The sequence below is a fragment of the Merdibacter massiliensis genome (assembly GCF_900155395.1).
Classification (GTDB): Bacteria; Bacillota_I; Bacilli_A; order Erysipelotrichales; family Erysipelotrichaceae; genus Merdibacter; species Merdibacter massiliensis.
Genome location: NZ_LT699727.1, coordinates 90,681 through 111,945, shown reverse-complemented (window position 1 = coordinate 111,945; position 21,265 = coordinate 90,681). Strand labels below are relative to the sequence as shown.

General features: G+C 39.3%; 22 protein-coding genes and 1 tRNA gene. 18 read left to right on the top strand and 5 right to left on the bottom strand.

The window, feature by feature from the left end; genetic code table 11:
- Positions 1 to 41: 41 nt before the first annotated feature.
- Positions 42 to 126, top strand: a tRNA-Leu gene (locus BQ9859_RS08490).
- Between the two features lie 90 nt (positions 127 to 216).
- Here BQ9859_RS08490 and BQ9859_RS08485 read toward each other — a convergent pair.
- Positions 217 to 1,191 carry an alpha/beta hydrolase gene (locus BQ9859_RS08485; RefSeq protein ID WP_075877772.1) on the bottom strand — a complete coding sequence of 325 codons (975 nt, stop codon included), beginning with the start codon at positions 1,189 to 1,191 and terminating at the stop codon, positions 217 to 219.
- The gene (locus tag BQ9859_RS08480; RefSeq protein WP_075877771.1) at positions 1,181 to 1,426 is read right to left on the bottom strand and encodes a hypothetical protein; all 246 of its coding nucleotides are present in this window, start codon (positions 1,424 to 1,426) and stop codon (positions 1,181 to 1,183) included. The genes BQ9859_RS08485 and BQ9859_RS08480 overlap by 11 nt, the downstream gene beginning before the upstream one ends.
- Positions 1,427 to 1,545: 119 nt before the next feature.
- Between BQ9859_RS08480 and BQ9859_RS08475 the strand changes: the two genes are divergently transcribed.
- Entirely contained in the window at positions 1,546 to 2,445 is a 900-nt protein-coding gene (locus BQ9859_RS08475) for a LysR family transcriptional regulator (protein WP_075877770.1), read from the top strand.
- A 94-nt stretch (positions 2,446 to 2,539) separates the two neighbouring features.
- Positions 2,540 to 3,811 carry an MFS transporter gene (locus BQ9859_RS08470; protein WP_075877769.1) on the top strand — a complete coding sequence of 424 codons (1,272 nt, stop codon included), beginning with the start codon at positions 2,540 to 2,542 and terminating at the stop codon, positions 3,809 to 3,811.
- 58 nt (positions 3,812 to 3,869) lie between these two features.
- On the opposite strand, the gene BQ9859_RS08465 is transcribed toward BQ9859_RS08470, so the two are convergent.
- Positions 3,870 to 4,733 (bottom strand): IS3 family transposase, encoded by an 864-nt coding sequence (locus BQ9859_RS08465; protein WP_083662729.1) that lies wholly within the window; start codon positions 4,731 to 4,733, stop codon positions 3,870 to 3,872.
- An 8-nt stretch (positions 4,734 to 4,741) separates the two neighbouring features.
- Positions 4,742 to 5,089 carry a helix-turn-helix domain-containing protein gene (locus tag BQ9859_RS08460; protein WP_075877457.1) on the bottom strand — a complete coding sequence of 116 codons (348 nt, stop codon included), beginning with the start codon at positions 5,087 to 5,089 and terminating at the stop codon, positions 4,742 to 4,744.
- A 160-nt stretch (positions 5,090 to 5,249) separates the two neighbouring features.
- Between BQ9859_RS08460 and BQ9859_RS08455 the strand changes: the two genes are divergently transcribed.
- The 9 genes from BQ9859_RS08455 to BQ9859_RS08415 all read left to right on the top strand — a co-directional run bounded on the left by BQ9859_RS08455 (position 5,250) and on the right by BQ9859_RS08415 (position 14,014).
- On the top strand, positions 5,250 to 6,113 hold the full coding sequence (locus BQ9859_RS08455; RefSeq protein WP_075877768.1) for an aldose 1-epimerase family protein: 864 nt from the start codon (positions 5,250 to 5,252) through the stop codon (positions 6,111 to 6,113).
- 85 nt (positions 6,114 to 6,198) lie between these two features.
- Positions 6,199 to 6,921 carry a glucosamine-6-phosphate deaminase gene (gene nagB / locus BQ9859_RS08450; protein ID WP_075877767.1) on the top strand — a complete coding sequence of 241 codons (723 nt, stop codon included), beginning with the start codon at positions 6,199 to 6,201 and terminating at the stop codon, positions 6,919 to 6,921.
- Positions 6,922 to 7,003: 82 nt separating this feature from the next.
- Positions 7,004 to 7,792 carry a class B sortase gene (gene srtB / locus BQ9859_RS08445; RefSeq protein ID WP_075877766.1) on the top strand — a complete coding sequence of 263 codons (789 nt, stop codon included), beginning with the start codon at positions 7,004 to 7,006 and terminating at the stop codon, positions 7,790 to 7,792.
- 78 nt (positions 7,793 to 7,870) lie between these two features.
- Positions 7,871 to 8,965, top strand: a complete 1,095-nt coding sequence (gene ftsW, locus BQ9859_RS08440) for a putative lipid II flippase FtsW (protein WP_075877765.1) — start codon at positions 7,871 to 7,873, stop codon at positions 8,963 to 8,965.
- A gap of 150 nt (positions 8,966 to 9,115) precedes the next feature.
- Positions 9,116 to 10,204: an undecaprenyldiphospho-muramoylpentapeptide beta-N-acetylglucosaminyltransferase gene (gene murG, locus BQ9859_RS08435; RefSeq protein WP_075877764.1), complete on the top strand. Its 1,089-nt coding sequence runs from the start codon at positions 9,116 to 9,118 to the stop codon at positions 10,202 to 10,204.
- Entirely contained in the window at positions 10,201 to 11,103 is a 903-nt protein-coding gene (murB, locus tag BQ9859_RS08430) for a UDP-N-acetylmuramate dehydrogenase (RefSeq protein ID WP_075877763.1), read from the top strand. The genes murG and murB overlap by 4 nt, the downstream gene beginning before the upstream one ends.
- A complete protein-coding gene (locus BQ9859_RS08425) occupies positions 11,091 to 11,906 on the top strand; it encodes a cell division protein FtsQ/DivIB (RefSeq protein WP_075877762.1) in 816 nt (271 codons plus the stop codon). The genes murB and BQ9859_RS08425 overlap by 13 nt, the downstream gene beginning before the upstream one ends.
- 97 nt (positions 11,907 to 12,003) lie before the next feature.
- A complete protein-coding gene (locus BQ9859_RS08420; RefSeq protein WP_075877761.1) occupies positions 12,004 to 12,363 on the top strand; it encodes an Asp23/Gls24 family envelope stress response protein in 360 nt (119 codons plus the stop codon).
- A 10-nt stretch (positions 12,364 to 12,373) separates the two neighbouring features.
- On the top strand, positions 12,374 to 14,014 hold the full coding sequence (locus tag BQ9859_RS08415) for a DAK2 domain-containing protein (RefSeq protein WP_075877760.1): 1,641 nt from the start codon (positions 12,374 to 12,376) through the stop codon (positions 14,012 to 14,014).
- A gap of 202 nt (positions 14,015 to 14,216) precedes the next feature.
- Here BQ9859_RS08415 and BQ9859_RS08410 read toward each other — a convergent pair whose 3' ends face one another.
- Positions 14,217 to 14,768 (bottom strand): CDP-alcohol phosphatidyltransferase family protein, encoded by a 552-nt coding sequence (locus BQ9859_RS08410; protein WP_235846417.1) that lies wholly within the window; start codon positions 14,766 to 14,768, stop codon positions 14,217 to 14,219.
- A gap of 193 nt (positions 14,769 to 14,961) precedes the next feature.
- On the opposite strand from BQ9859_RS08410, the gene BQ9859_RS08405 reads away from it, so the two are divergent.
- Genes BQ9859_RS08405 through BQ9859_RS08380 form a run of 6 tightly spaced genes read left to right on the top strand, consistent with a single transcriptional unit; the run spans position 14,962 to position 21,133 of the window.
- Entirely contained in the window at positions 14,962 to 16,716 is a 1,755-nt protein-coding gene (locus BQ9859_RS08405) for an ABC transporter ATP-binding protein/permease (protein WP_075877758.1), read from the top strand.
- Positions 16,697 to 18,355 carry an amino acid ABC transporter ATP-binding/permease protein gene (locus BQ9859_RS08400; protein ID WP_202613470.1) on the top strand — a complete coding sequence of 553 codons (1,659 nt, stop codon included), beginning with the start codon at positions 16,697 to 16,699 and terminating at the stop codon, positions 18,353 to 18,355. The genes BQ9859_RS08405 and BQ9859_RS08400 overlap by 20 nt, the downstream gene beginning before the upstream one ends.
- A complete protein-coding gene (locus tag BQ9859_RS08395; protein ID WP_075877757.1) occupies positions 18,352 to 18,699 on the top strand; it encodes a nitrous oxide-stimulated promoter family protein in 348 nt (115 codons plus the stop codon). Before BQ9859_RS08400 ends, BQ9859_RS08395 begins: the two co-directional genes overlap by 4 nt.
- Positions 18,696 to 19,073, top strand: coding sequence for a YbaN family protein (locus tag BQ9859_RS08390; RefSeq protein ID WP_075877756.1), 378 nt, complete (start codon positions 18,696 to 18,698; stop codon positions 19,071 to 19,073). The genes BQ9859_RS08395 and BQ9859_RS08390 overlap by 4 nt, the downstream gene beginning before the upstream one ends.
- A 52-nt stretch (positions 19,074 to 19,125) precedes the next feature.
- Positions 19,126 to 19,878: an HAD family hydrolase gene (locus BQ9859_RS08385; RefSeq protein WP_075877755.1), complete on the top strand. Its 753-nt coding sequence runs from the start codon at positions 19,126 to 19,128 to the stop codon at positions 19,876 to 19,878.
- A complete protein-coding gene (locus BQ9859_RS08380; RefSeq protein WP_075877754.1) occupies positions 19,859 to 21,133 on the top strand; it encodes a ClC family H(+)/Cl(-) exchange transporter in 1,275 nt (424 codons plus the stop codon). Before BQ9859_RS08385 ends, BQ9859_RS08380 begins: the two co-directional genes overlap by 20 nt.
- The last annotated feature ends 132 nt before the right edge of the window (positions 21,134 to 21,265 follow it).

Genomic DNA, 21,265 nt, shown 5'->3' with positions numbered 1-21,265 from the left:
AGAAAATATGCTATAATGATATAGCATTGTGCAATGTAATTGCGGGCGTGGTGAAATTGGCAGACACGCCAGATTTAGGATCTGGTGCCTTCGTGTGTGCAGGTTCGAGTCCTGTCGCCCGCACCATTTGTCAGTAAGCCGTTCTTGAACAGAACGGTTTTTTTATTATAGGATAAAAAAGGAACTTCGGCAGGCTGAAAGTTCCTTTTGTCATGATTACTTTAAATACGTATGATAGAAGGTGCAGATCTTATCAAATGGGATGATGTTTGTTTGATCATATAAATCTGTATGGACAGCATCCGGAATGATGAACAATTCTTTGTTGTTGCCTTTCAAATTTTTAAAAGCATCTTTGCTAAAATAGCAGGAATGAGCTTTTTCACCATGAATCATAAGTACGGCATTCTTTATTTCGCTGCTATAGCTTAATAGCTTCATGTTCATAAATGAAAGGGCGGAAGTGGTATTCCATCCTTCATTTGAATTAAGAGAACGTTTGTGATAGCCGCGGCTAGTTTTATAGTAATCGTAGTAATCTTTTACAAAGAATGGTGCATCTTCCGGCAGTGGATCCACTACGCCGCCTGCTCGTTGATAGCTAGCTTCTTTGTAATCTTTTGTTCGCTGAAGATTCAGCGCTTCTTTTGATTGATAACGTTCTTCTTCGTTCATGGCATCAAAATAACCATAAGTGCTTACCCGACACATATCATACATCGTAGAAGTAACAGTCGCTTTGATCCTGGTGTCCATAGAAGCAGCGTTCAATGCCATGCCGCCCCATCCGCAGATACCAAGTATTCCAATTCGATTGGAATCGACATTTTCTAATGTGGATAGGTAATCGACAGCAGCACAGAAATCTTCCGTATTGATATCAGGAGAAGCTACATTTCTTACGTTGCCGCCACTTTCTCCTGTGAAAGAAGGATCGAATGCTACGGTGACAAAGCCTCTTTCAGCAAGCGTTTGCGCATATAAACCGCTTGCTTGTTCTTTTACGGCGCCAAACGGTCCGCAAACGGCAATCCCGGCAGTCTTTCCTTGTAAATCTTTAGGTACATACAAGTCACCTGCCAGGGAAATACCATATCGATTATGAAAGGAAATCTTTTTATGGTCCACTTTTTCGCTTTTAGGGAAGGTCTTGTCCCAAGAGGGATCCAACTGTAATTGTTCAAGTTTCATATTCTACCGCCTTTCTTTCTTTTTTTAATTTGTAAAGGAGAAAATCAATTAGATCCACATTTGCCTGTGATTGATGCAAATGCTCTAAAAGACGGCACTTATGATGAATCAATAGATGCTGTACCTCATCATAGTGCCTTGCTTGCAACGCATCACAGATTGCTTGGATCAAGTCCATATCACAATTTAACTGTATTAGATCTTTCACTAGTTCTTTTTGCGTAAAATGTGTCATGTACCTTCTCCTTTTCTCCTTTATTATAATCGTAATACAATGAAATTAAAAATAGTATTTTCTCATATCGTGATATGAATAAATGTCATAATATGATAGGATACTATAGAGGTGGGAGAATGGAAATTCGTACATTGCGTTATTTTTTAGAAACAGCCAGAGAAGAAAATATGACAAAAGCAGCACAGAGGCTGCATGTATCACAATCCACTTTATCCAAACAATTAAAAAACTTAGAGGAAGAGCTGGGAAAACGCTTATTTATACGGCATAGTTTTTCTATCGAATTGACAGAAGAGGGCATGTTGTTAAGAAAACGAGCCGAAGATCTGGTTGCGATGAGCGATAAGATCACGCAAGAGTTTTTGTCGATGGATGATATCATCGGCGGAAATGTATATCTAGGGTGTGCAGAATCTTATCAGATTCGCCATCTTGCAAAAGTTATCCGCAGTTTCAAACAACAATATCCCGATTTTCACTATCACATGACGAGCGGAGATACACAACAAGTATTGGAACGATTGGATCGCGGGCTGCTGGATCTCGCCCTGATTGTGGAAAGACCTGATTATGCAAAATATCATGTATTGAAAATGCCGGGATATGATCGATGGGGAGTCGTAATGAGTGCTCATTGTGATTTGGCGCAAAAGAAAGAAATCGCTTATGAGGATCTGTTAGGATTACCGCTTTTCTGTTCCAAGCAGAGCTGGGATGCGGATATTCCTAGGTGGTGCGGAGATCGACGAGAACAGTTAATACTGGAAGGATCTTTTCGATTGTCTTATAACGGATCTGTTTTTGTAAAAGAAGGTTTAGGTTATCTTTTAACATTTGAACACTTGATCGATACGAGCGCAGACAGCGGTCTTGTTTTTCGTCCGCTTTTTCCGCAACTGAAGAATGAGATGTATTTATTGTGGCGCCGCCATCAAGTGTTCACGCCGATTACCAAACGCTTTATCGCACATTTGCAAAGCTTGTTTTCTAGTAGTTTCACTGTTGAAAAAGAGTAAAAAGATGAGAAAATCATGATAATTTGACATTTCTATGATGTTTCTTTTAACAAAATGTTTTATAATTAATCTCGTTAAAAAGCGAGGGATATGTATGTTCACAAGATTTCTTGAAAAAATCGGCTATACAAAAGAAGAAGCCAGCTGGATCTTGTATGATGTAGGTAATTCTGCACAAGTTTTAACTACTTGTACCGTGATATTTCCATTATTGATCGCCTATATCACACCGGGCGATTCCAGTGTTTATGTGGGTTGGGCAAATACCGTATATGGTTTGTTATTAGCTTTGATGTCGCCTATTTTAGGAACTGTCGCTGATTATAAAGGAATGAAGATGAAGATGTTTCGTTTTTTCCTTTATATTGGTATTGTCGGCGGTTTTGCATTGGCACTTCCATTTATCGACTATCGGATGGCGCTGATCATCTTCGTAATTGCCATGGTCGGTTATAATGGATCAATTATTTTTTATGATGCGTTTATCGTAGATGTCTGCGAGAATGATGAACGTGTGGATAAAGTCTCTGCTGCCGGGTATGCGTGGGGATATATCGGATCTACATTGCCTTTTTTGATCTTTGTGATTCCATTTGCCGTTGTGACACTGTTAGGTGATGTTCAGATTGGGCCTTTTACTTTGACCTATCGATGGGGATGCGGCTTGACGATGGCGATGGCTGTCTTGTGGTGGCTGATCTATTCGCGTCCTATGTTAAAAAATGTTCGTCAGCGTCAATATCATGAACCAGTCGAACATGTCGTGAGAGAATCTTTTGTGCGGTTATGGTCAACTTTCCGCAATGTACGCAGAAATCGTAATATTTTTATATTCTGTCTGTCTTATTTTTTCTTCATAGATTGTGTGAATACCGTTATTAAGATGGCAGTATCTTTAGCTACTGATATGGGTGTCAGTGATGTGATGAGTTTAGTATTAGTCATCGTGATCAATTTATTCTGTTTTCCTTGTGCTATATATTTTGGAAAGCTGGTCAAGCGTTTCGGTTCCCGTCCAATGCTGTTTGTCAGTATTTTAGGCTACATAGCTATCATCATTTACGGTTCTTTGATCCCGGTCAATGTAAATTTCATCTGGATCGTGGGTATCTTGATTGGTATGTTTCAAGGCGGAATTCAAGCCACTTCACGTTCTTATTTTACGCGTTTGATTCCTGATAAAGAAGACAGCAATGAATACTTTGGTTTCTTTTCAGTATTTTCTAAATTTTCATCGATCCTTGGTCCGATGGCAATCTCTTTGATCATCATGATCACAGGCGAGACCAATATCGGTATTTTAGGATTGATTCCAATGATGCTGATCGGCGGCATCTTGTTGATATTTGTGAAAGATCCAAAGTAATAACGAACCACAGAAATTGTAAAGCTCCAATAAAATGGGACACTTATAAATAACCACACTATAGGTAGGATTCTCTGTATTTCATAGGAGGCATACCTTTTAATTTCTTTTGTGGTCTTTGATGATTATAGAAGTAGATATAATCATCAACTTTCTTAATAAGATCATCAAAGGTATTTGGGATATTGTTATTAAGTTCTAAGCATTCAGATTTAAGATGAGAAAAGAAATTTTCACAACAGGCATTATCATAACAATTCGCTTTTCTTGAATGTGATATTGTAACTCCATAACTATCAAGATATTTGATATATATGATATTTGTATACTGGAAACCTTGATCGCTATGGATGATGCATTCAATTGTTGGATTCCATATCTTATCATTGATGATCTCTTTTATATTGTTCATAACGATATTCATATCGTTAAATTTAGATATTTTATATGCTAAAATAGAATTGTCATAAAGATCTTTAATAACGGAAATATACATACGACCTTTTTGACAATAGATATAGCTTACGTCAGTAACTAACTTTTCTAAAGGACGTGAAGCTTTAAAGTTTCTAGCGAGGACATTATCACAAACTGTTCTTGCTTTTTTGTCTTTTTCTTGAATCGTACAGCATTTAAACTTTTTCTTCCTGATAGGTGAGGATAAACCTAATATCTTCATATAACGATAAACAGTCTTTTCATTATAAATGACACCAGTATCTAAAGCTATTTTCATTGTTATATAACGATATCCTTTATAAGATTCATAAAATATCATTTCTATCTGATCGGCTAAGAAATCATCAAATGAATACCTTATAGGCCTGCCTATATTTAACCAACGATAATATCCACTACTTGATACTTTAAGATAATTACATAATCTTCTAACTGGATATTTATCTTTTAAATCATAAACTATCGAATATCTTAGTGCTCTCCGTATATTTTGCGGAGAGCCTTCGCTTTTTTTAATATTTCGTTCTCCATCTTAAGATATTCTAGCTGTTCATCTTTGGTCATATAATCAAGATCTATTTTCTTAGATCTACCTTTATTTACTCCATCTTTTTTACCTAAGCGTCTGCCATCATCTTTAAGTAATTCTGGATTTTGTTTATATAGTCTTATCCAATTTCTTAAGGTTCTATTATCTTTGATACCATATATTTTGCATATGCTGCGTAATCCACCATATTCATCACTTAGATAATCTTCTACTGCTTTAGTTTTTAACTCTGGAGTATATTTATTAAATTTTGTACTCTTTTTAGCCATGATAAAAGCCCCTTTCTATTAGAGTCATGTGTGGTTTTATTATACATGTCTATTATAACTGGGGCTTTACAAATTCTGTGGTTTTCTTTTTTTTGTTTTGTTCTTTTTATGAATCAAGAATGATGTATAATGAAAGCAAGAAATAAAGGAGCAGCGAGATATGAAACTAGAGAATGAACGTTATGTAGCGACTTTTACGACAAAAGGAGGTGAAATTGCCTCTTTTACGGATAAAGTGACAGGTATTCAATATATGTATCAAGGCGATACACCATATTGGAGCGGGAAAAATCCAACATTGTTTCCGATGGTCGGCAGTACTTTTAACAAAGAGTATACAATCGAAGGTAAGACATATAAGATGAAAAATCATGGTTTGATTCGTTACATGGATTTGAAAGAACTGCCATCTGATGCAGGCGAAGTTGTCATGGGAATGGATAGCGACGAGGAAACGAAAAAGCAGTATCCTTTTGATTTTCATTATGAGATTCATTATGCATTACAAGATGCAACGTTAACGATCCGTTATCGGATTACGAATACCGGCAATAAAGAGATGCCGTTTACTTTTGGTTTGCATCCGGGCTTTCTATGTCCGTTATGTGAAGATGAAAAATTTGAAGACTATACGATCCGATTTGCAAATCCTGAAACATTGATACAAGTTATTCCAGACAAAGAAGGGAAACAGCCATATCGTGAAAAAGAGGTCAGCTTGCAGCAGATCCATCTAGATTATGCTTTGTTTGAAAAAGATCCGACATTGATTTATAAAGGCGTAAAAAGTGCCTATGCGACGTTGTCAGGTCCAAAAGGACATGGCGTGAAGATTTCATTTAGCGGATATCCATTATTCGCTGTTTGGACACCTAAGGCAAGAGCACCGTTTGTTTGCTTAGAGCCTTGGTTTGGACACGGTGATTTTTCTGAAGTAAAAGAAGATTTTTATCATCGAGAGGGCACTATGCTTCTTTCTGAAGGAAAAACTTTTACTTGCGCATATACAGTAGAATTCTTTTGATTCAGATGTAGTAAATCAACAAAAAAAGGCGGTTTTCCTTATTTGCATGTGTTATAATAAATGCGGGAAATAGGAGGATTATCACATGGAAGTAATTATTGTGAAAGACTATGACGCAGTCAGCCAAAAAGCGTTTGAGGTCATGAAGGAGGTCGTTACAAGCAAAAAAGCACCTGTGCTTGGACTTGCAACCGGATCCAGCCCGATTGGTCTGTACCAAAATATGATCAAAGATCATAAAGAAAATGGTACAAGTTATGCAGATGTTCGTACATTTAATTTGGATGAGTATGTAGGTATCCCGCGAGATCATGCGCAGTCTTATTGGACATTCATGCATGAGAATTTGTTTTCCGGGATTGATGTAAAAGAAGAAAATGTGCATGTGCCATACGGAAATACGAAAGCAGATTGTGAAGCGTATGAAAAGGCAATGGAAGATGTCAGTGTGGACATTCAGGTACTAGGTATCGGAGCAAATGGACATATCGGATTTAATGAACCAGGTACGCCATTTGACGAAGAAACACATATCGTGACATTGACAGAAAAAACGAGAAAAGATAATGCGCGTTTCTTTGAAGGCGACATTAACAAAGTGCCAACACATGCTATTACGATGGGAATCGCAACGATCATGAAAGCAAAAAAGATCTTGCTGGTTGCTACAGGTGAAAATAAAGCAGATGCAATCAAAGCGATGGTCGAAGGCGATGTGACGACACAATGCCCTGCTTCCGTTTTGCAGAACCATAAAGATGTCGTGGTCATTGTAGATGAAGCAGCAGCTAGCAAATTAACAAAATAAAAGGATTTTTAGAAAGTCATGACTGTACTTTTTAGTGGAGTTATGACTTTTTTTGTGATATAAATGATACGAGGGATCGTATATGAATAAAAAGAGAAAAACAAAAAATTGGATATATAATATTGCTATCGTATTTTTTTTAGGCGTCATGCTTTTTTCTTTGTGGCATTTGATTCCGCTGCTTCTGCAGGAACACGAAGATAATGAGACACAAAAGCAGATGGAACAAATGGTATTGGTCGAAGATGACAAAGATGAGAAAAAGATCGTAACCTTGCAGCCGGATTGGGATGCCTTGCAGAGTTCGAATCCGGATATCATTGGTTGGATCTATGTGCCGGACACGGAAATCAATTATCCGATCGTTCAAGGCAGCGATAATGATTTCTATTTGGATCATTCTTCTTTAAAAGCGTCGAATACGATTGGTGCCATCTTCTTGGATGCAAATGCAGCATCGGATTTTTCCAATTTTCAATCTATCATTTATGGACACAGCGTAATGAACAGCTCCGTGATGTTTACACAAATTGCCTCATTTGCGGATTCTTCTTTTTTTGAAGCACATCCGTATCTGTATTTGCTGACACCGAAGGAGACGTATCGTTGTGATATACTGGCATTGACAAAGACAGACTCTAAATCGGATTTATATCAAACCTGGTTTGGGAGCGATGCCCAAAAAACAGACTATTTCAATCGTATGTATGCACAGGCAGATTTATCTAGGGAAGTTGAGGATGTCAGTACGCAAGATTCATTGATAATGCTGAGCACATGTGATCTGGATTATGGATTGGATTCGGATAAACGTATTCTTCTGCATGCTAGACTTGTTCCGTGGGAGGGTACGATTACTTATGTTGAATAGAGATGAACCAGGTAGTACCTGGTTTTTTTTGACATGAGGGAAAGTCATGCCTGCATAAAATAAAATGTAGGTGATAAGATGTGGACACGAAAATGTCGTTTATTGACAATAGAGGTCATTGCATTGGTCGTGATTGGAATCGTGATGGTTGCCAGCAGTTCGCGTGTTTGGGCAGCTTATAAATTTGAAGATCCGTTTTACTATGCATGGCGTCAGGGATTATTTGCAATTATCGGTTTTATTGCAATGAATATTTGCTCGCGTATTTCTTTTTCGTTTTTGCAAAAGAATACACGAAAGATCTTCTGGGTGAGTGTCATTACCTTGATCTTGGTTTTGATTCCGGGAATTGGCGTTTTGCGCAACGGCAGCCGCAGCTGGTTCGGCATTGGCAGTTTTCTGATCCAGCCTAGCGAGTTTTTTAAGATTGCGATCATATTGTATGTTTCTGATTTTTTGTCAAAAAAATATCGAATCAAACATTTTTGGCAGGATTTATTCTTTCCCTTTCTTTTGATTGGCATCGGTTTTGGACTCATTTTGTTACAACCGGATTTTGGCAGCGGTATCGTGATGGCGTGCGCAGTTGTCGTTATTTTGTTGGCTGCAGATGCGCCCATTTCTTATTTTATTCGTTTGGCTATCGTTGCAATTGCCGCATTGATTGCGTTGATCGTATCTGCGCCTTATCGCATGGCGCGAATCATATCATTTTTGGATCCGTGGAAAGATCCCCTTGGCAGTGGATTCCAGATCATCCAATCTTTGTTTGCTATTGCCCCTGGAGGAATCTTAGGTGTGGGTTTTGATCAGTCGATGCAAAAGCATTTTTATCTGCCGGAACCGCAAACCGATTTTATATTTGCTATATTTGCAGAAGAATTTGGCTTTTTAGGATGTGTTGCACTGGTTGCTTTATATTTAGCGCTCATCTATCAAGGAGTCAAAATTGCCATATCCCAGGAAGAGCCTTTTTTTTGCTATACGGCGATTGGGATTACCGCTTTATTCGCCATTCAGGTGATGATCAATCTGGGCGTTGTAGTCGGTTTGTTTCCGGTGACAGGGATCACATTGCCGTTTCTTTCTTATGGCGGCAGTTCGCTGATCGTTATGATGTCTAGCATGGGACTGTTAATGAGCATTGCAAATAACAAAGAAAAGAAAAAATGAGGATCAGGGATCCTCTATTTTTGAATATTTCAATGTCATTCGAAATGTTCTGTGGTATAATACGAGTGCAATCTTTCGCATAAGCACGATAAGAGTGAAAAAAAGATCATTTTATCGTTTGAAGAATAGACTGGTATGAGGAGAGAAACTATGAAAATGATGATCGTTACCGGAGGGACCGGTGGGCACATTTATCCAGCGTTAGCTTTGGCACAAGGAGCAAAACAGCGATATGGAAAACAGGCAGAGATCGTCTTTGTAGGGAATGATGATCGTATGGAAGCAAAATTGATTCCAGAAAAAGGATATCCATTTTATGCGTTGCATACGAGCGGATTTGTGGGAAATGCAATTGATAAGGCAAAGGCGGTTGCTCTATTGTTACGTGCTTATCAAAAAGCAAAAAAATATATACGTTCTTTTCATCCAGATATCGTCATCGGTTTTGGCGGATATGTGAGCGCACCGGTTATTCTGGCGGCACATCATCTCGGTATTCCAACCATGATTCATGAACAAAATTCAATTATTGGAAAGGCAAATCAGCTGGTGATGAAAAAAGCAGATGCCATCGTTTGCTGCTATGAGAAATGCCTTTCACAATTTGATCGAAATAAAACTAGGCTTTTAGGAAATCCCCGTGCTACATTTGCAGCACAAACATCCTTTGATGAAGCGTATTTCCGCTCATTAGGCCTGGATCCTCAGCAGAAGACCGTATTGATCGTAATGGGATCATTAGGTTCAAGTTCTATTAATGAACTGATGAAGGATGCATTGGGAAAAGTTCAGGAAGATTGTCAGTTCTTGTATGTCTGTGGACAAAATAATTCCATGGATCCAAGTGTATTTAAAGAATATCCATCGATCCATGTGGTTGACTATGTGGATCAATTAGCGATTTTATCGCATATCGATTTGATCGTGTGCCGTGCCGGAGCAACTACATTGGCTGAAATAACGGCGTTAGGAGTACCTGCCATATTGGTTCCTAGTCCTTATGTTGCACACAATCATCAATTTTATAATGCTTCTGTTTTGGTAGAAAATGAAGCAGCAGTTATGATAGAGGAAAAAAATCTCTGTGCAAAAACACTGCATGATGCTATTTCTGGCATTTTGCATGATCCAATCCGGATGGAACATATGAAAATATGCTCACGTCGATTAGGAAAACCAAGAGCATGTCAAGATATTCTGGATTGGTGCGAACAATTAGAAGGTGGAATGAACAAATGAATGTATTTGACCAGTTACAGCAATATGGCGATGTGCTATGCAATGAGCCATTAAAAAAACATACAACATTCCGTATTGGTGGTGAATGTGATTATTTCGTATATCCCAAAAATATTCTCTGTTTTTTACGTATACAGCAGATATTGAAAGAAAAGGCGATTCCATATCAGATATTTGGAAAAGGCAGTAATCTTTTATGCAGTGATGATGCATTTCATGGCGTGGTCATTTGTTTAGATCGTTATTTTAATAATTTTTATTTTGAGGAAGATGGGACTCTTTTGGCAGAAGCTGGATGTTCGATCATTTTATTGGCGCAAGAAGCGATGCGCCGTTCTTTTACAGGACTGGAATTTGCCAGCGGGATCCCAGGGACTTTAGGCGGAGCTTTATATATGAACGCCGGTGCATATAAAAGCGAAATGGCTTCTTTTGTGCAGCAAGTCCTTGTCTATCGTGAAGGACGTTTAGAATGGATCGATAAACTAGAATTAGATTATTCTTACCGGCATTCCATTTTTCAATCAAAACCGACGTGGTGCATCCTGGGTGCAAAATTAAAGCTTACAAAAGGCGATCAAAAAGAAATACGGACACTGATGGATTCCAGACGTGCTCGCCGTCTGGCTTCTCAGCCGTTAGATAAACCAAATTGCGGAAGTGTTTTTCGCAATCCGCAAGACAATCAGGCATGGCAGTTGATTGAAAGCATCGGCTATCGCGGAAAGGTGATCGGCGGTGCCATGGTAAGTGACAAACATGCTAATTTTATCGTTAATGTCGGCGATGCAAAAGCAAATGATGTATATCAGCTGATTCAAGAGATTCAAGATAAAGTGAAAGAGCGTTATGGCATTGAGATGATTACTGAGGTGGAGAGGTTCAATTGGAAGGAATAAGCAAAGAAGAACTTCTTTATGATGAGCGTGCGGAACGTTTACGCCAAATTCGTGCTCAGCGTCAACGCAAAATGCGAAAACGCCGCCGCTTTCGCCGCTTTATCTTTTTGACCCTGCTTGCCATGGTATGCTTTTACTTTTTCAGTGACCTTTCTAAAGTGCGTTCCTTGAGCGTTGAAGGAAATTATTTTTATAGTGATGAAGAAATTTATGAAATAGCTGGAGTGAATTATGAAACCCGTTATTTGCTAAAACCGGCCTTTTTGATGGAAAATGCATTGCAAAACAATCAATTGATCGAAAGTGCAGAAGTGGAAAAAGGTCTAGACGGTGTGATTCATATCCAGGTCAAAGAGAAATTGGTCGTAGGTTATATTATCAAAGATGATCAATATTATTTATTGGATAGTGAAGGAAAACAGATCAAAGTCAGTGATAAAGATCTTTCTTCTGTTAAAAGATATCCTTTGCTCAGCGGTTTTAATGATGATCAGTTAGATGCATTAACAAACGCATTTGATACGGTGAAAGATAAGATAAATAAAAATGTTTTATTTCGCATATCTGAAATTTTGCCGTATGAAACATCTTTTAACGCAAATATGATGCGTGTTGTCATGCGTGATGGCAATACGCTGTATGGAAGTTATGATTCTGTTGGGGTATTGCAAATATATGAAAATGTTCTAACAAAACTGCAAGGAAATAATGTTTGTTTGTATATGGATGAGGAAAATGGGGCTATGTCCAAAATTTCTTGTGATGAATTTGCAGCGTCAGACAGTAAAGATGAAGATTCATGAATGCAAAGTATTGCGATTTCTCGTTAGAAAGCGGGCAATGATTGCAATTTAGCGAACAATTGTTATATAATTATTCTGATATGGAGGAGGTAATCGTATGTCAATCTCTAAGAGTACCGAATTTGGAAATATCAATATTTCATTAGATGCTGTTGCTTCACTGGCAGGTGGTGTTGTTACAGAATGTTATGGTGTAGTTGGTATGGCAAGTCAAAAGTTTGTAAAAGATGGCATCGCTGAATTATTGAAAAAGGAAAACTACTCAAAGGGTGTCGTTGTGCGCCAAGATGAAAAAGGATTGGAGCTCGACCTATATATTATCGTCTCTCATGGAATCAAGATCAGTGAAGTGGTGCATGAGGCTCAAAAGAAAGTAAAATATATGATGGAAAAGACGCTGGAATTAAAATTCAATGCAATCAATGTCTATGTTCAAGGCGTCAAAGTGATGAAGTAGGATGATGAATATGGAAACAATCAATGGTACATTGTTGAAACAGATGCTGGAGAGCGGGATGAATCTGCTTTCCAATAAATCCAGTGAAATTGATGCATTGAACGTATTTCCTGTACCGGATGGCGATACAGGAACAAATATGTCTTTGACATTTAGTGCTGGTGTAAAAGATGCTTTGAATGTCCAGAGCAATAGTGTAAGTGAGATCATGAAGGTGCTTTCTAAAGGATTGCTGATGGGAGCACGCGGAAATTCAGGTGTCATTACCTCTCAGATCTTTCGCGGTATTTATCAAGGCGTTGAAGGAATGGATGTCATTGATGGAGCACAGTTGGCAAAAGCTTTAGTTAATGGTTCACGAGTTGCTTATCGTGCAGTTATGCGCCCGGTAGAAGGTACGATCTTAACCGTTGTTCGGGAAGCTGCGGATTATACCTATGCATATGCTATGGACCTGGAAGATGTTACATGCGAACAAGTAATGGCAAAAATGCTGGAAGAGGCCAATGCTTCTTTACAGCGTACACCCGAACTATTGCCGGTGCTTGCTGAAGTAGGCGTTGTAGATAGTGGCGGCTGTGGTTTATGTACGATATTGGAAGGGTTTCTTTCTGCCATTCGTGGGGAAGTGATCCAGCCTCAGGCTGTTGAAACAAGCAAAGAAAAAGCAGGAGCGGCTCTTGACAGTGAAGAATACGGATTCTGTACAGAATTTATCATTCGCTTGTCAGAGGTAGGCGCACGCAACTTTGATGAAAACAGCATGCGTGAAGAACTGGCAACAATAGGAAATTCAATTGTCTGTGTACAAGATGACGATATCGTTAAAGTGCATGTACATACGTTAGAACCGGCTAAGGCAGTAAAAATGGGAAGACGTCATGGTACTTTTATCAAGTTGAAAGCAGAAAATATGCAGGAACAGCATGATAACTTGATCGACGATGAAACAATGGAGCCGGCAGCAAAAGCAACAATGAAAAAGCAGGAAAGAAAGCAGTATGCGATCATTACGGTTGCTGCAGGCGACGGCTTGAAAAATATGTTCAAAGAATTACGCTGCGATTATGTGATCAGCGGAGGACAAACGATGAACCCGTCTACGGAGGATTTTGTGGATGCCATTCATCATGTGAATGCAGAACATATTTTCATCCTGCCAAACAACTCAAATATCATCATGGCTGCACAGCAAGCCGCAACTGTTTGTGAAGAAGAACAGGTACACGTTATTCCAAGCAAGAGCATCCCGCAAGGATTGTGTGCATGTATCATGTTTAATCCGGATGTTGATTTTGAAAGCAATCTTGCGGAGATGAGCGATGCAATCACCACTGTAAAGACGGGACAGGTGACATATGCAATCAAAGATACAACTTTTGAAGGAATGGAAATCAAAGCTGGACAGTTCATGGGAATCATGGAAAAAGATATCATCGTATCTGTGGAAGACAAGGTGGAAGCAGCATGCAAGCTGGCGGATGCGATGCTAGATGAAGACAGTGAAATCGTTACTTTGATTTACGGTGAGGGTACAACAGAAGAAGAAGCAAACCAGGTTGCAGCACATATCGAAGAAATCAGTAATGTAGAAGTAGAGATTGATAATGGTGAACAGCCAGTCTACTCTTTCATCTTAAGTGTTGAATAAAAGGATCTTTCAAACTGGGAATATCATTATTCCATAATACAGTTGTTATAATGAATATATAAAAAGAGCAACGTCTGTATCATGCAGATGTTGCTCTTTTTCTTTGCTATCGTCTGCAATTTTAAGAAGAACATGCCCTCGTCTATACAAAAAACGTGCCGGTATCAGCACGTTTTTATAAATGAATGGTTAAGCTCGAAGTCTACCTGCGCTTTAACATCTGATGATAAGTACGCATATAAATGATGAACGAATAAAGCAGAAAAGCTGCAGTTGTCAATAATAACACATTCGCGAATGAGCGCTGGATCGTTGGCAGGAGAATCAATGTGACCATGCAGAGATAAAAGACAGTTGTTGAAACTTTTCCGCACCAGAGGGCACCATCTAACCGGCACTTTTTGTGGATGGAGAGCAACCCGCAAATGGTCATGCTTGTTTCCTTGATTAAAAATAAGATCAATACGAAAACGGCAAGCGGATAATGATAGAGCAGTAAGACCAGCAGTGTTAATTGAAGCAGTTTATCCGCTATGGGATCAATGATCTTTCCTATTTCTGTAATCATATGATATTTTCTGGCAATGTATCCATCAAGAAAATCAGTTATTTCCATAAAGGCTAGGATCAAGGCCGAAAATAGATAATCAATCGCTTTTTCAGCATGCAGATAGTTTGTTATAAAATAAGGAATCAATGCAATCCGTATATAACACAATACATTTGGTATTGCAAACAGTTGTTTGAATTTCACGTTATAACCCCACATTCTGTAAATTAATATCTAAACCATTATAACATGTTTGTTTTACAATGCAAGAAAAGGGAGATAGGGAAGGTGAACGGAAGGTAACAGTAAAGATTGGCAAACAAAATAGAGTTGACAGAAAGGTTAGTTTCTGCTAACCTATAAGTTAGCTTAAGATAACTAAAAAGGAGAGCTCCAGATGATAAATAAAAAATTAATCAAAGAAGTAAATTCTTCGTTACGTTATATCAAAAAAAATGTGATATGTCAGTGGGGGATGTTACTTTTGAATATTCTGTTGATCACCATGATCGCATGGTTTCTTTCTTCGCTATTTATGGATAGGGTCATTGATCCTGGTTTTGTTTTACTGCTGATCGTAATCGCTATTGCTGTTATTTTAACACGTTATTATTTGGCTTGCCGTTCTGCTGTATACAGCGAAAAATCTTCTAGAGAAGTAAAACAGCAGTTACGTGAGAAAATATATCACAAGATATTGGCAATGGGGGGAAGTTATCATGAAAAAATCGCAACGAGTGAATTGATCCAGGTGTGCGTAGAGGGAGTAGATCAGCTGGAAGTATATTTTTCAAGCTATTTACCGCAGTTCTTTTATAGTATGATGGCCCCGTTGACCTTGTTTGTTATTTTATTGCCTTTCAATTGGAAAGCATCTGTGGTCCTGTTTCTCTGTGTACCGCTCATTCCGATATCGATTGCTGCTGTTCAGACTTTTGCAAAAAGATTATTGTCTCGTTATTGGGGACAATATACAAAATTAGGCGACCATTTCCTTGAAAATTTACAAGGATTGACCACTTTGAAAATATACCAGGCCGATGAACGTCAGCAACAGATCATGAATGAGGAAGCAGAAAAATTTCGAAAGATCACGATGAAAGTATTAACGATGCAGCTTAATTCGATCACGATCATGGATCTAGTTGCTTTTGGCGGAGCAGCACTTGGCATTGGCATCACGATCATTGAATTTCAACATGGATCGATTACGTTGCAAGCGGCATTGATGACACTCTTGCTGGCTGCAGAATTTTTTATACCTATGCGATTATTAGGTTCTTATTTCCATATTGCGATGAATGGTATGGCAGCAAGCGACAAGATCTTTTCATTGATAGAAAGTCCAGCTGCAAAACAAGGAACACAGCCATTGACAGAGCAACCTTTCCCTGTTGTTTTTTCCAATGTCGGTTTTTCATATGAGCCGGGCAAAGAAGTGATCCATGATCTAAATATGAAATTCGATAAAGGAAGCTTTTCCGCCATCATTGGTGAAAGCGGCTGTGGCAAAAGTACAGCGGCATCTTTGCTGATGGGGGAATTGACAAATTACAGCGGAGATATTCGTTTTGGAATGCAAGATGCCAGAGATGTGATCGAAACAGATCGTTTGCGATGGATCACACGTGTATCTTATCAATCTTATTTATTTGCTGGAACTGTAAAAGAAAATTTATGTTTAGCGAAGCCTGCAGCGACAGATAAGGAATTATGGGATGTTTTAGAAAAAGTCCAATTAGCTGCATATTTGAAGCAACAAGATGGGTTGGATACGATCCTGAAAGAGCAAGGTTCCAATTTTTCGGGCGGACAACGTCAGCGTTTGGCTCTTGCCAGAGCTTTGTTGCAGGACGGCGATGTGTATGTCTTTGATGAAGCAACCAGCAATATCGATATAGAAAGTGAAAATTTGATCATGCAGTTGATTGAAGAACTTGCAAGAAAGAAAACTGTGATCCTTATTACACATCGTTTAGCCAATGCACGTCATGCAGATCAAATTTATGTGATGGAAAAAGGACAAGTGGCAGAACAAGGCAATTTTCATACATTATGCAATCAAAAAGGGATATTCAACAAATTATGGAATGCGCAACAAGCGTTAGAAAACTATGGAAAGGAGCAGGAAGATGAAAAAAAGCGGAATTAGAATCATGTACGATTTGATTGGATTGGTACGTCCGTTATGGATGTGGATGATCGCTGCTGTTGTTTTAGGCGTGCTTGGCTTTCTTTGCTCGATCATGATCACGGTGTTTGGCGCAATTGGGATCATAAAAGTGCTCGGATACAGTGTGTCGATGAACTGGATGTTTCTGTTAGGGGCGATGGGATTTTTTGGCGTAGCAAGAGGAATCTTGCGTTATGGGGAACAGGCGAGCAATCATTATATTGCCTTTAAGATACTGGCATTGATCAGAGATCGTGTTTTTCGCGCATTGCGGCGGCTTTGTCCGGCCAAGTTGGAAGGAAGAGATAAAGGAAATTTGATCAATATGCTGACAAGCGATGTAGAACTGTTAGAAGTATTTTATGCCCATACGATCTCACCCATCTTGATTGCAGCAATCGTAAGCATCGTCATGAGTTTGTGGATCGCTCAATGGCATCTGTTATTAGGTGTCTTTGCATGTGTGAGCTACATAGTTGTGGGTGTTGTATTACCTATTTATCTTTCACATCATTGTAAAGATCTAGGCATTGAAAGCAGGAACAGTGCAGGTACTTTTGCAAGTTTTCTTTTGGAATCATTACGCGGAGTGTCAGTGATTTTGCAATTTGGCGCAGGAGAAAGCAGGGCCCAACAATTAAATGAACAAAGCAGCGTCCTTTCGGAAGTGGAAGGAAAGCTGCGCATTGCATCTGGCAAAGGCAGCGCACTGACCAATACAGCTATTTTGACGCTCAGTTTAGGAATGTTGGCTCTTGCTTATGGATTATGGAACAGTGGTTTCATTGGAAAAGAAGCGGTTCTTGTCACATTTGTTTCTTTGCTGTCTTCATTTGGACCGGTAACAGCTTTAGCTAATTTAGGAACCACATTGCAGAATACATTGGCCAGCGGCAAACGGGTATTAGATGTACTTGATGAAGAGGAAATAGTGAAAGAAAACCGTGAGGGAACACTGGCAACGAATGGGGATGTATATTTTAATGATGTCACTTTTGCTTATGAAAAAGAAGCCATATTAAAAGATGTATCTTTGCATATCAAAAAAGGAGAAATGACAGGTATTTTAGGTACGAGCGGCAGCGGGAAATCAACATTATTAAAGTTGCTGATGCGCTTCTGGGATGTTGATAAAGGAAAAGTAGTGATCGATAATCAAAATATTCAGCAAATGAAAACATCTTCTTTGCGTGATCTTGAAAGCTATATGACACAAGAAACACACCTTTTCCATGATACGATCGAAAATAATATCCGCTTTGTAAGACCAGCGGCAACGCATGAAGAAATAGTTGAAGCATGCAAGAAAGCGAGTATCCATGATTTTATCATACAGTTGCCAAACGGGTATGAAAGTCATGTAACAGAGCTGGGAGAGTCATTGTCCGGAGGGGAAAAACAACGTATTGGTCTGGCCCGTGTCTTCCTGTATGATGCGGATCTGATTTTGCTGGATGAGCCTACCAGCAATCTGGATGCGTTGAATGAAGCTGTCATACTAAAATCACTGGATCAGCAGAAAAAAGAAAAAACGATCTTGCTGGTTTCTCATCGACCTTCTACTCTGCGGTTGTGTGACCATTGCATACAGGCTTCATTTGGAAGGAAGCATTCATGAAAAAAAGGGATATAGAGAAAAAGCGGGCAAAAGAAATGCGCGTCGTTGAAGAAATGATCAAATTGTATTGCAGAGGCAACCACGGGAAAACATTGTGCCCATCTTGTGAGGAATTGATCGCCTATGCACGCATGCGCACTCAGCACTGTCCGTTCATGGAAAAAAAGACATTTTGTTCAAACTGCAAGGTTCATTGTTATGAACCGAACTATCGAAAACAAATTCAAAAAGTAATGCGTTACAGCGGGATGCGGATGTTGTTTCACCATCCGTTTCTGGTCATCTCGCATATGATTGAATCTATAAAGGAAAAACGACGATTGAAGAAGGAGACAGAACGATGAAAAAGATGATTTATGCAGCATTGGGATTGATTGCATTTGTATTGGGAACGATAGGGGCATTCTTGCCTGTTCTGCCTACAGTGCCGTTTTATCTGCTGGCAACTTGGTGCTTTGCTAAAAGCTCTGCTCGATTACAGGCTTGGCTGCATTCGAAACCGCTGTATCAAAAGCATATGACTCCTTTTTTTAACGGGGAAGGATTGACGATTCGCCAAAAAGCAACGATGATGAGCATCACGACGATCATGATGCTCTTCGCTTTTGTCATGATGCGGGAAATATGGATCGCACGTATTCTCCTGTTTTGTGCATGGGTATTTCATGTATGTTATTTTCTTTTTAAAATTCGTACGAAGACCACAGATCCACTCTAAGAAAGAGCAGTGAAAAAGCTCTTTTTTTTCATGTTCAGAAGTGTATAATGATATGGGTGATGAAATGCATACATATGTGATATTTGACATGGACGGGACACTTTATGATTTGTATCAGCCTTTTGAAAGAGCGTGCAAACAGGTGTTGCAAGATCGTGTTCCAGATGACAGACAGCTACAGCAGATTTTTATGGCAAGCCGGCGTCATAGTGATGCGTTGCGTGCAAAACGGGATTATGAAGAAAAAGAACTGGTCATGCTGCGCAATGAAGCAGCTTTCTTGGATTATCATATTTCTTTAGAGCAAAAGGTGTTGGAGGATATTCAAGAAGCGTATGCCTATTATCAAAAGCATTTATATATGGAAGAAGGGATGCAGAAAGCCCTGCTTCTGCTGAAAAATAGGAAAGTACGATTAGCGCTGATCAGTAATGGCGATGAAGATCATCAACGTCAAAAAGCGATTGCTTTAGGGGTGGATGCATATATAAGGAGAGAACACCAGTTTTTTTCTGGTATGATCGGAATTGACAAACCCGATATTCGCTTGTTTCGCTGGGTCGAGAAGCAGCTGCAGATAAAAAAGGAAGATCATGTCTATTATATCGGAGATAGTTATGCATCCGATATTTTAGGAGCACATCAGGCAGGTTGGAAGACGATATGGAGTCATATTTACTTAAGCGAACAACCGCAGTCTATTTCTTTTCGCGGCGATATGGAAGTAGATGATATGCAAGGATTACAGAGAATTTTTTTACAAGAGATAGAAGAGGGGAAAGAAGATGCGATTGAAAGAGGGTAACAGTCAAAAAAAATATGGCTTGATTTTAGAAGCGTTTCTAGTTGGGGGCTGTGCGGGCATCATTTCTGTACTTTATCGGCAGTTGCTTACCTGGACAGAAGATCTGGTCATGTGGCTTAGTCAACTGATTCATGCACATCTTTATTTATTGATCCCGATAGCCCTGCTTTTTTTTGTGATAGGGGTATTGATCATCCGGCTTTTACGTTATGAACCTATGATTTCCGGAAGCGGGATCCCGCAAATTGAGGGAGAGGTGCATGGCGATTTTCAAGAGAATTGGCGACGTGTACTGCCATGTAAGATGATTGCCGGTACGCTTGCCTCCTTGGCGGGTTTATCCTTAGGAAGAGAAGGTCCGAGCATTCAATTGGGAGGAATGTGCGGGAAAGGCGTTGCACAGCTCTTGCATAAAGAACAAGATCAAGAACAGCTGATCATTTGTGGTGCGGGAGCAGGTTTAGCAGCTGCTTTTAATGCGCCATTGGCTGGTGTATTGTTCTGTGTTGAAGAAGTGACAAAAGATCTGCGCACTTCAACTTTATTAAGCTTATTAGCGGCAGCCATGACAGGTGATTTTCTATCTCGGATGGTATTTGGTTTCGCTCCTTCTTTCTCTTTTTGGATCGACCGCTCATTGCCGCTAGCTGCCTATGGATGGATCATTGGGCTGGGAATCGTTTGCGGCATGGCAGGAGCCTTTTATAACTATGCTACACTGCATATACAAGATCTGTTTGCAAAGCTGTATTGTTTGAGAAATCGCCGCAGCGTTTTCGTAGCACTTTTTGCCAGTTTGCTTTTTTTGCTGTTTCTGCCTCAAGTGCTTTGCGGTGGACATGTGATGGTCTCTCTTCTTGAATCCAAACAGCTGCTTCAAACATTGCTTTTGCTGCTGCTTATGAAATTTTTCTTTTCTTTGATCAGCTTTGGAAGCGGTGCTGCTGGCGGGATCTTCTTTCCTATGCTTGTTTTGGGAAGCTATTTAGGCGCCATTTACGGAAATGCCGTTTTTTTGATCAGTGACTTGGACACATCTTTTTTAAATAATTTCATCATTTTAGGGATGGCAGCCTTATTCAGCGCTATCGTTCGTGCACCATTAACTGGTGTGGTGCTGATCATGGAAATGAGCGGAGGCATGCCGCAGTTGCTGTCATTGTGTTTTGTTTCTTTTGTAGCATATTTCACTGCACAATTTTGCCGATCTCAACCAATTTATGATAGTTTGCTTGAACGAATGAAGCGGGCATAGAGAAGACATAAAGAGGCATGGCCTCTTTTTTTTGTATGAAAAGATCAAAAAGTCGGAAATTTTCGAATAATATGTATGTTTTTCAACAAATGCAATGAGAACAAAGGAATTTTGGGAAAAAATGTAAATGAA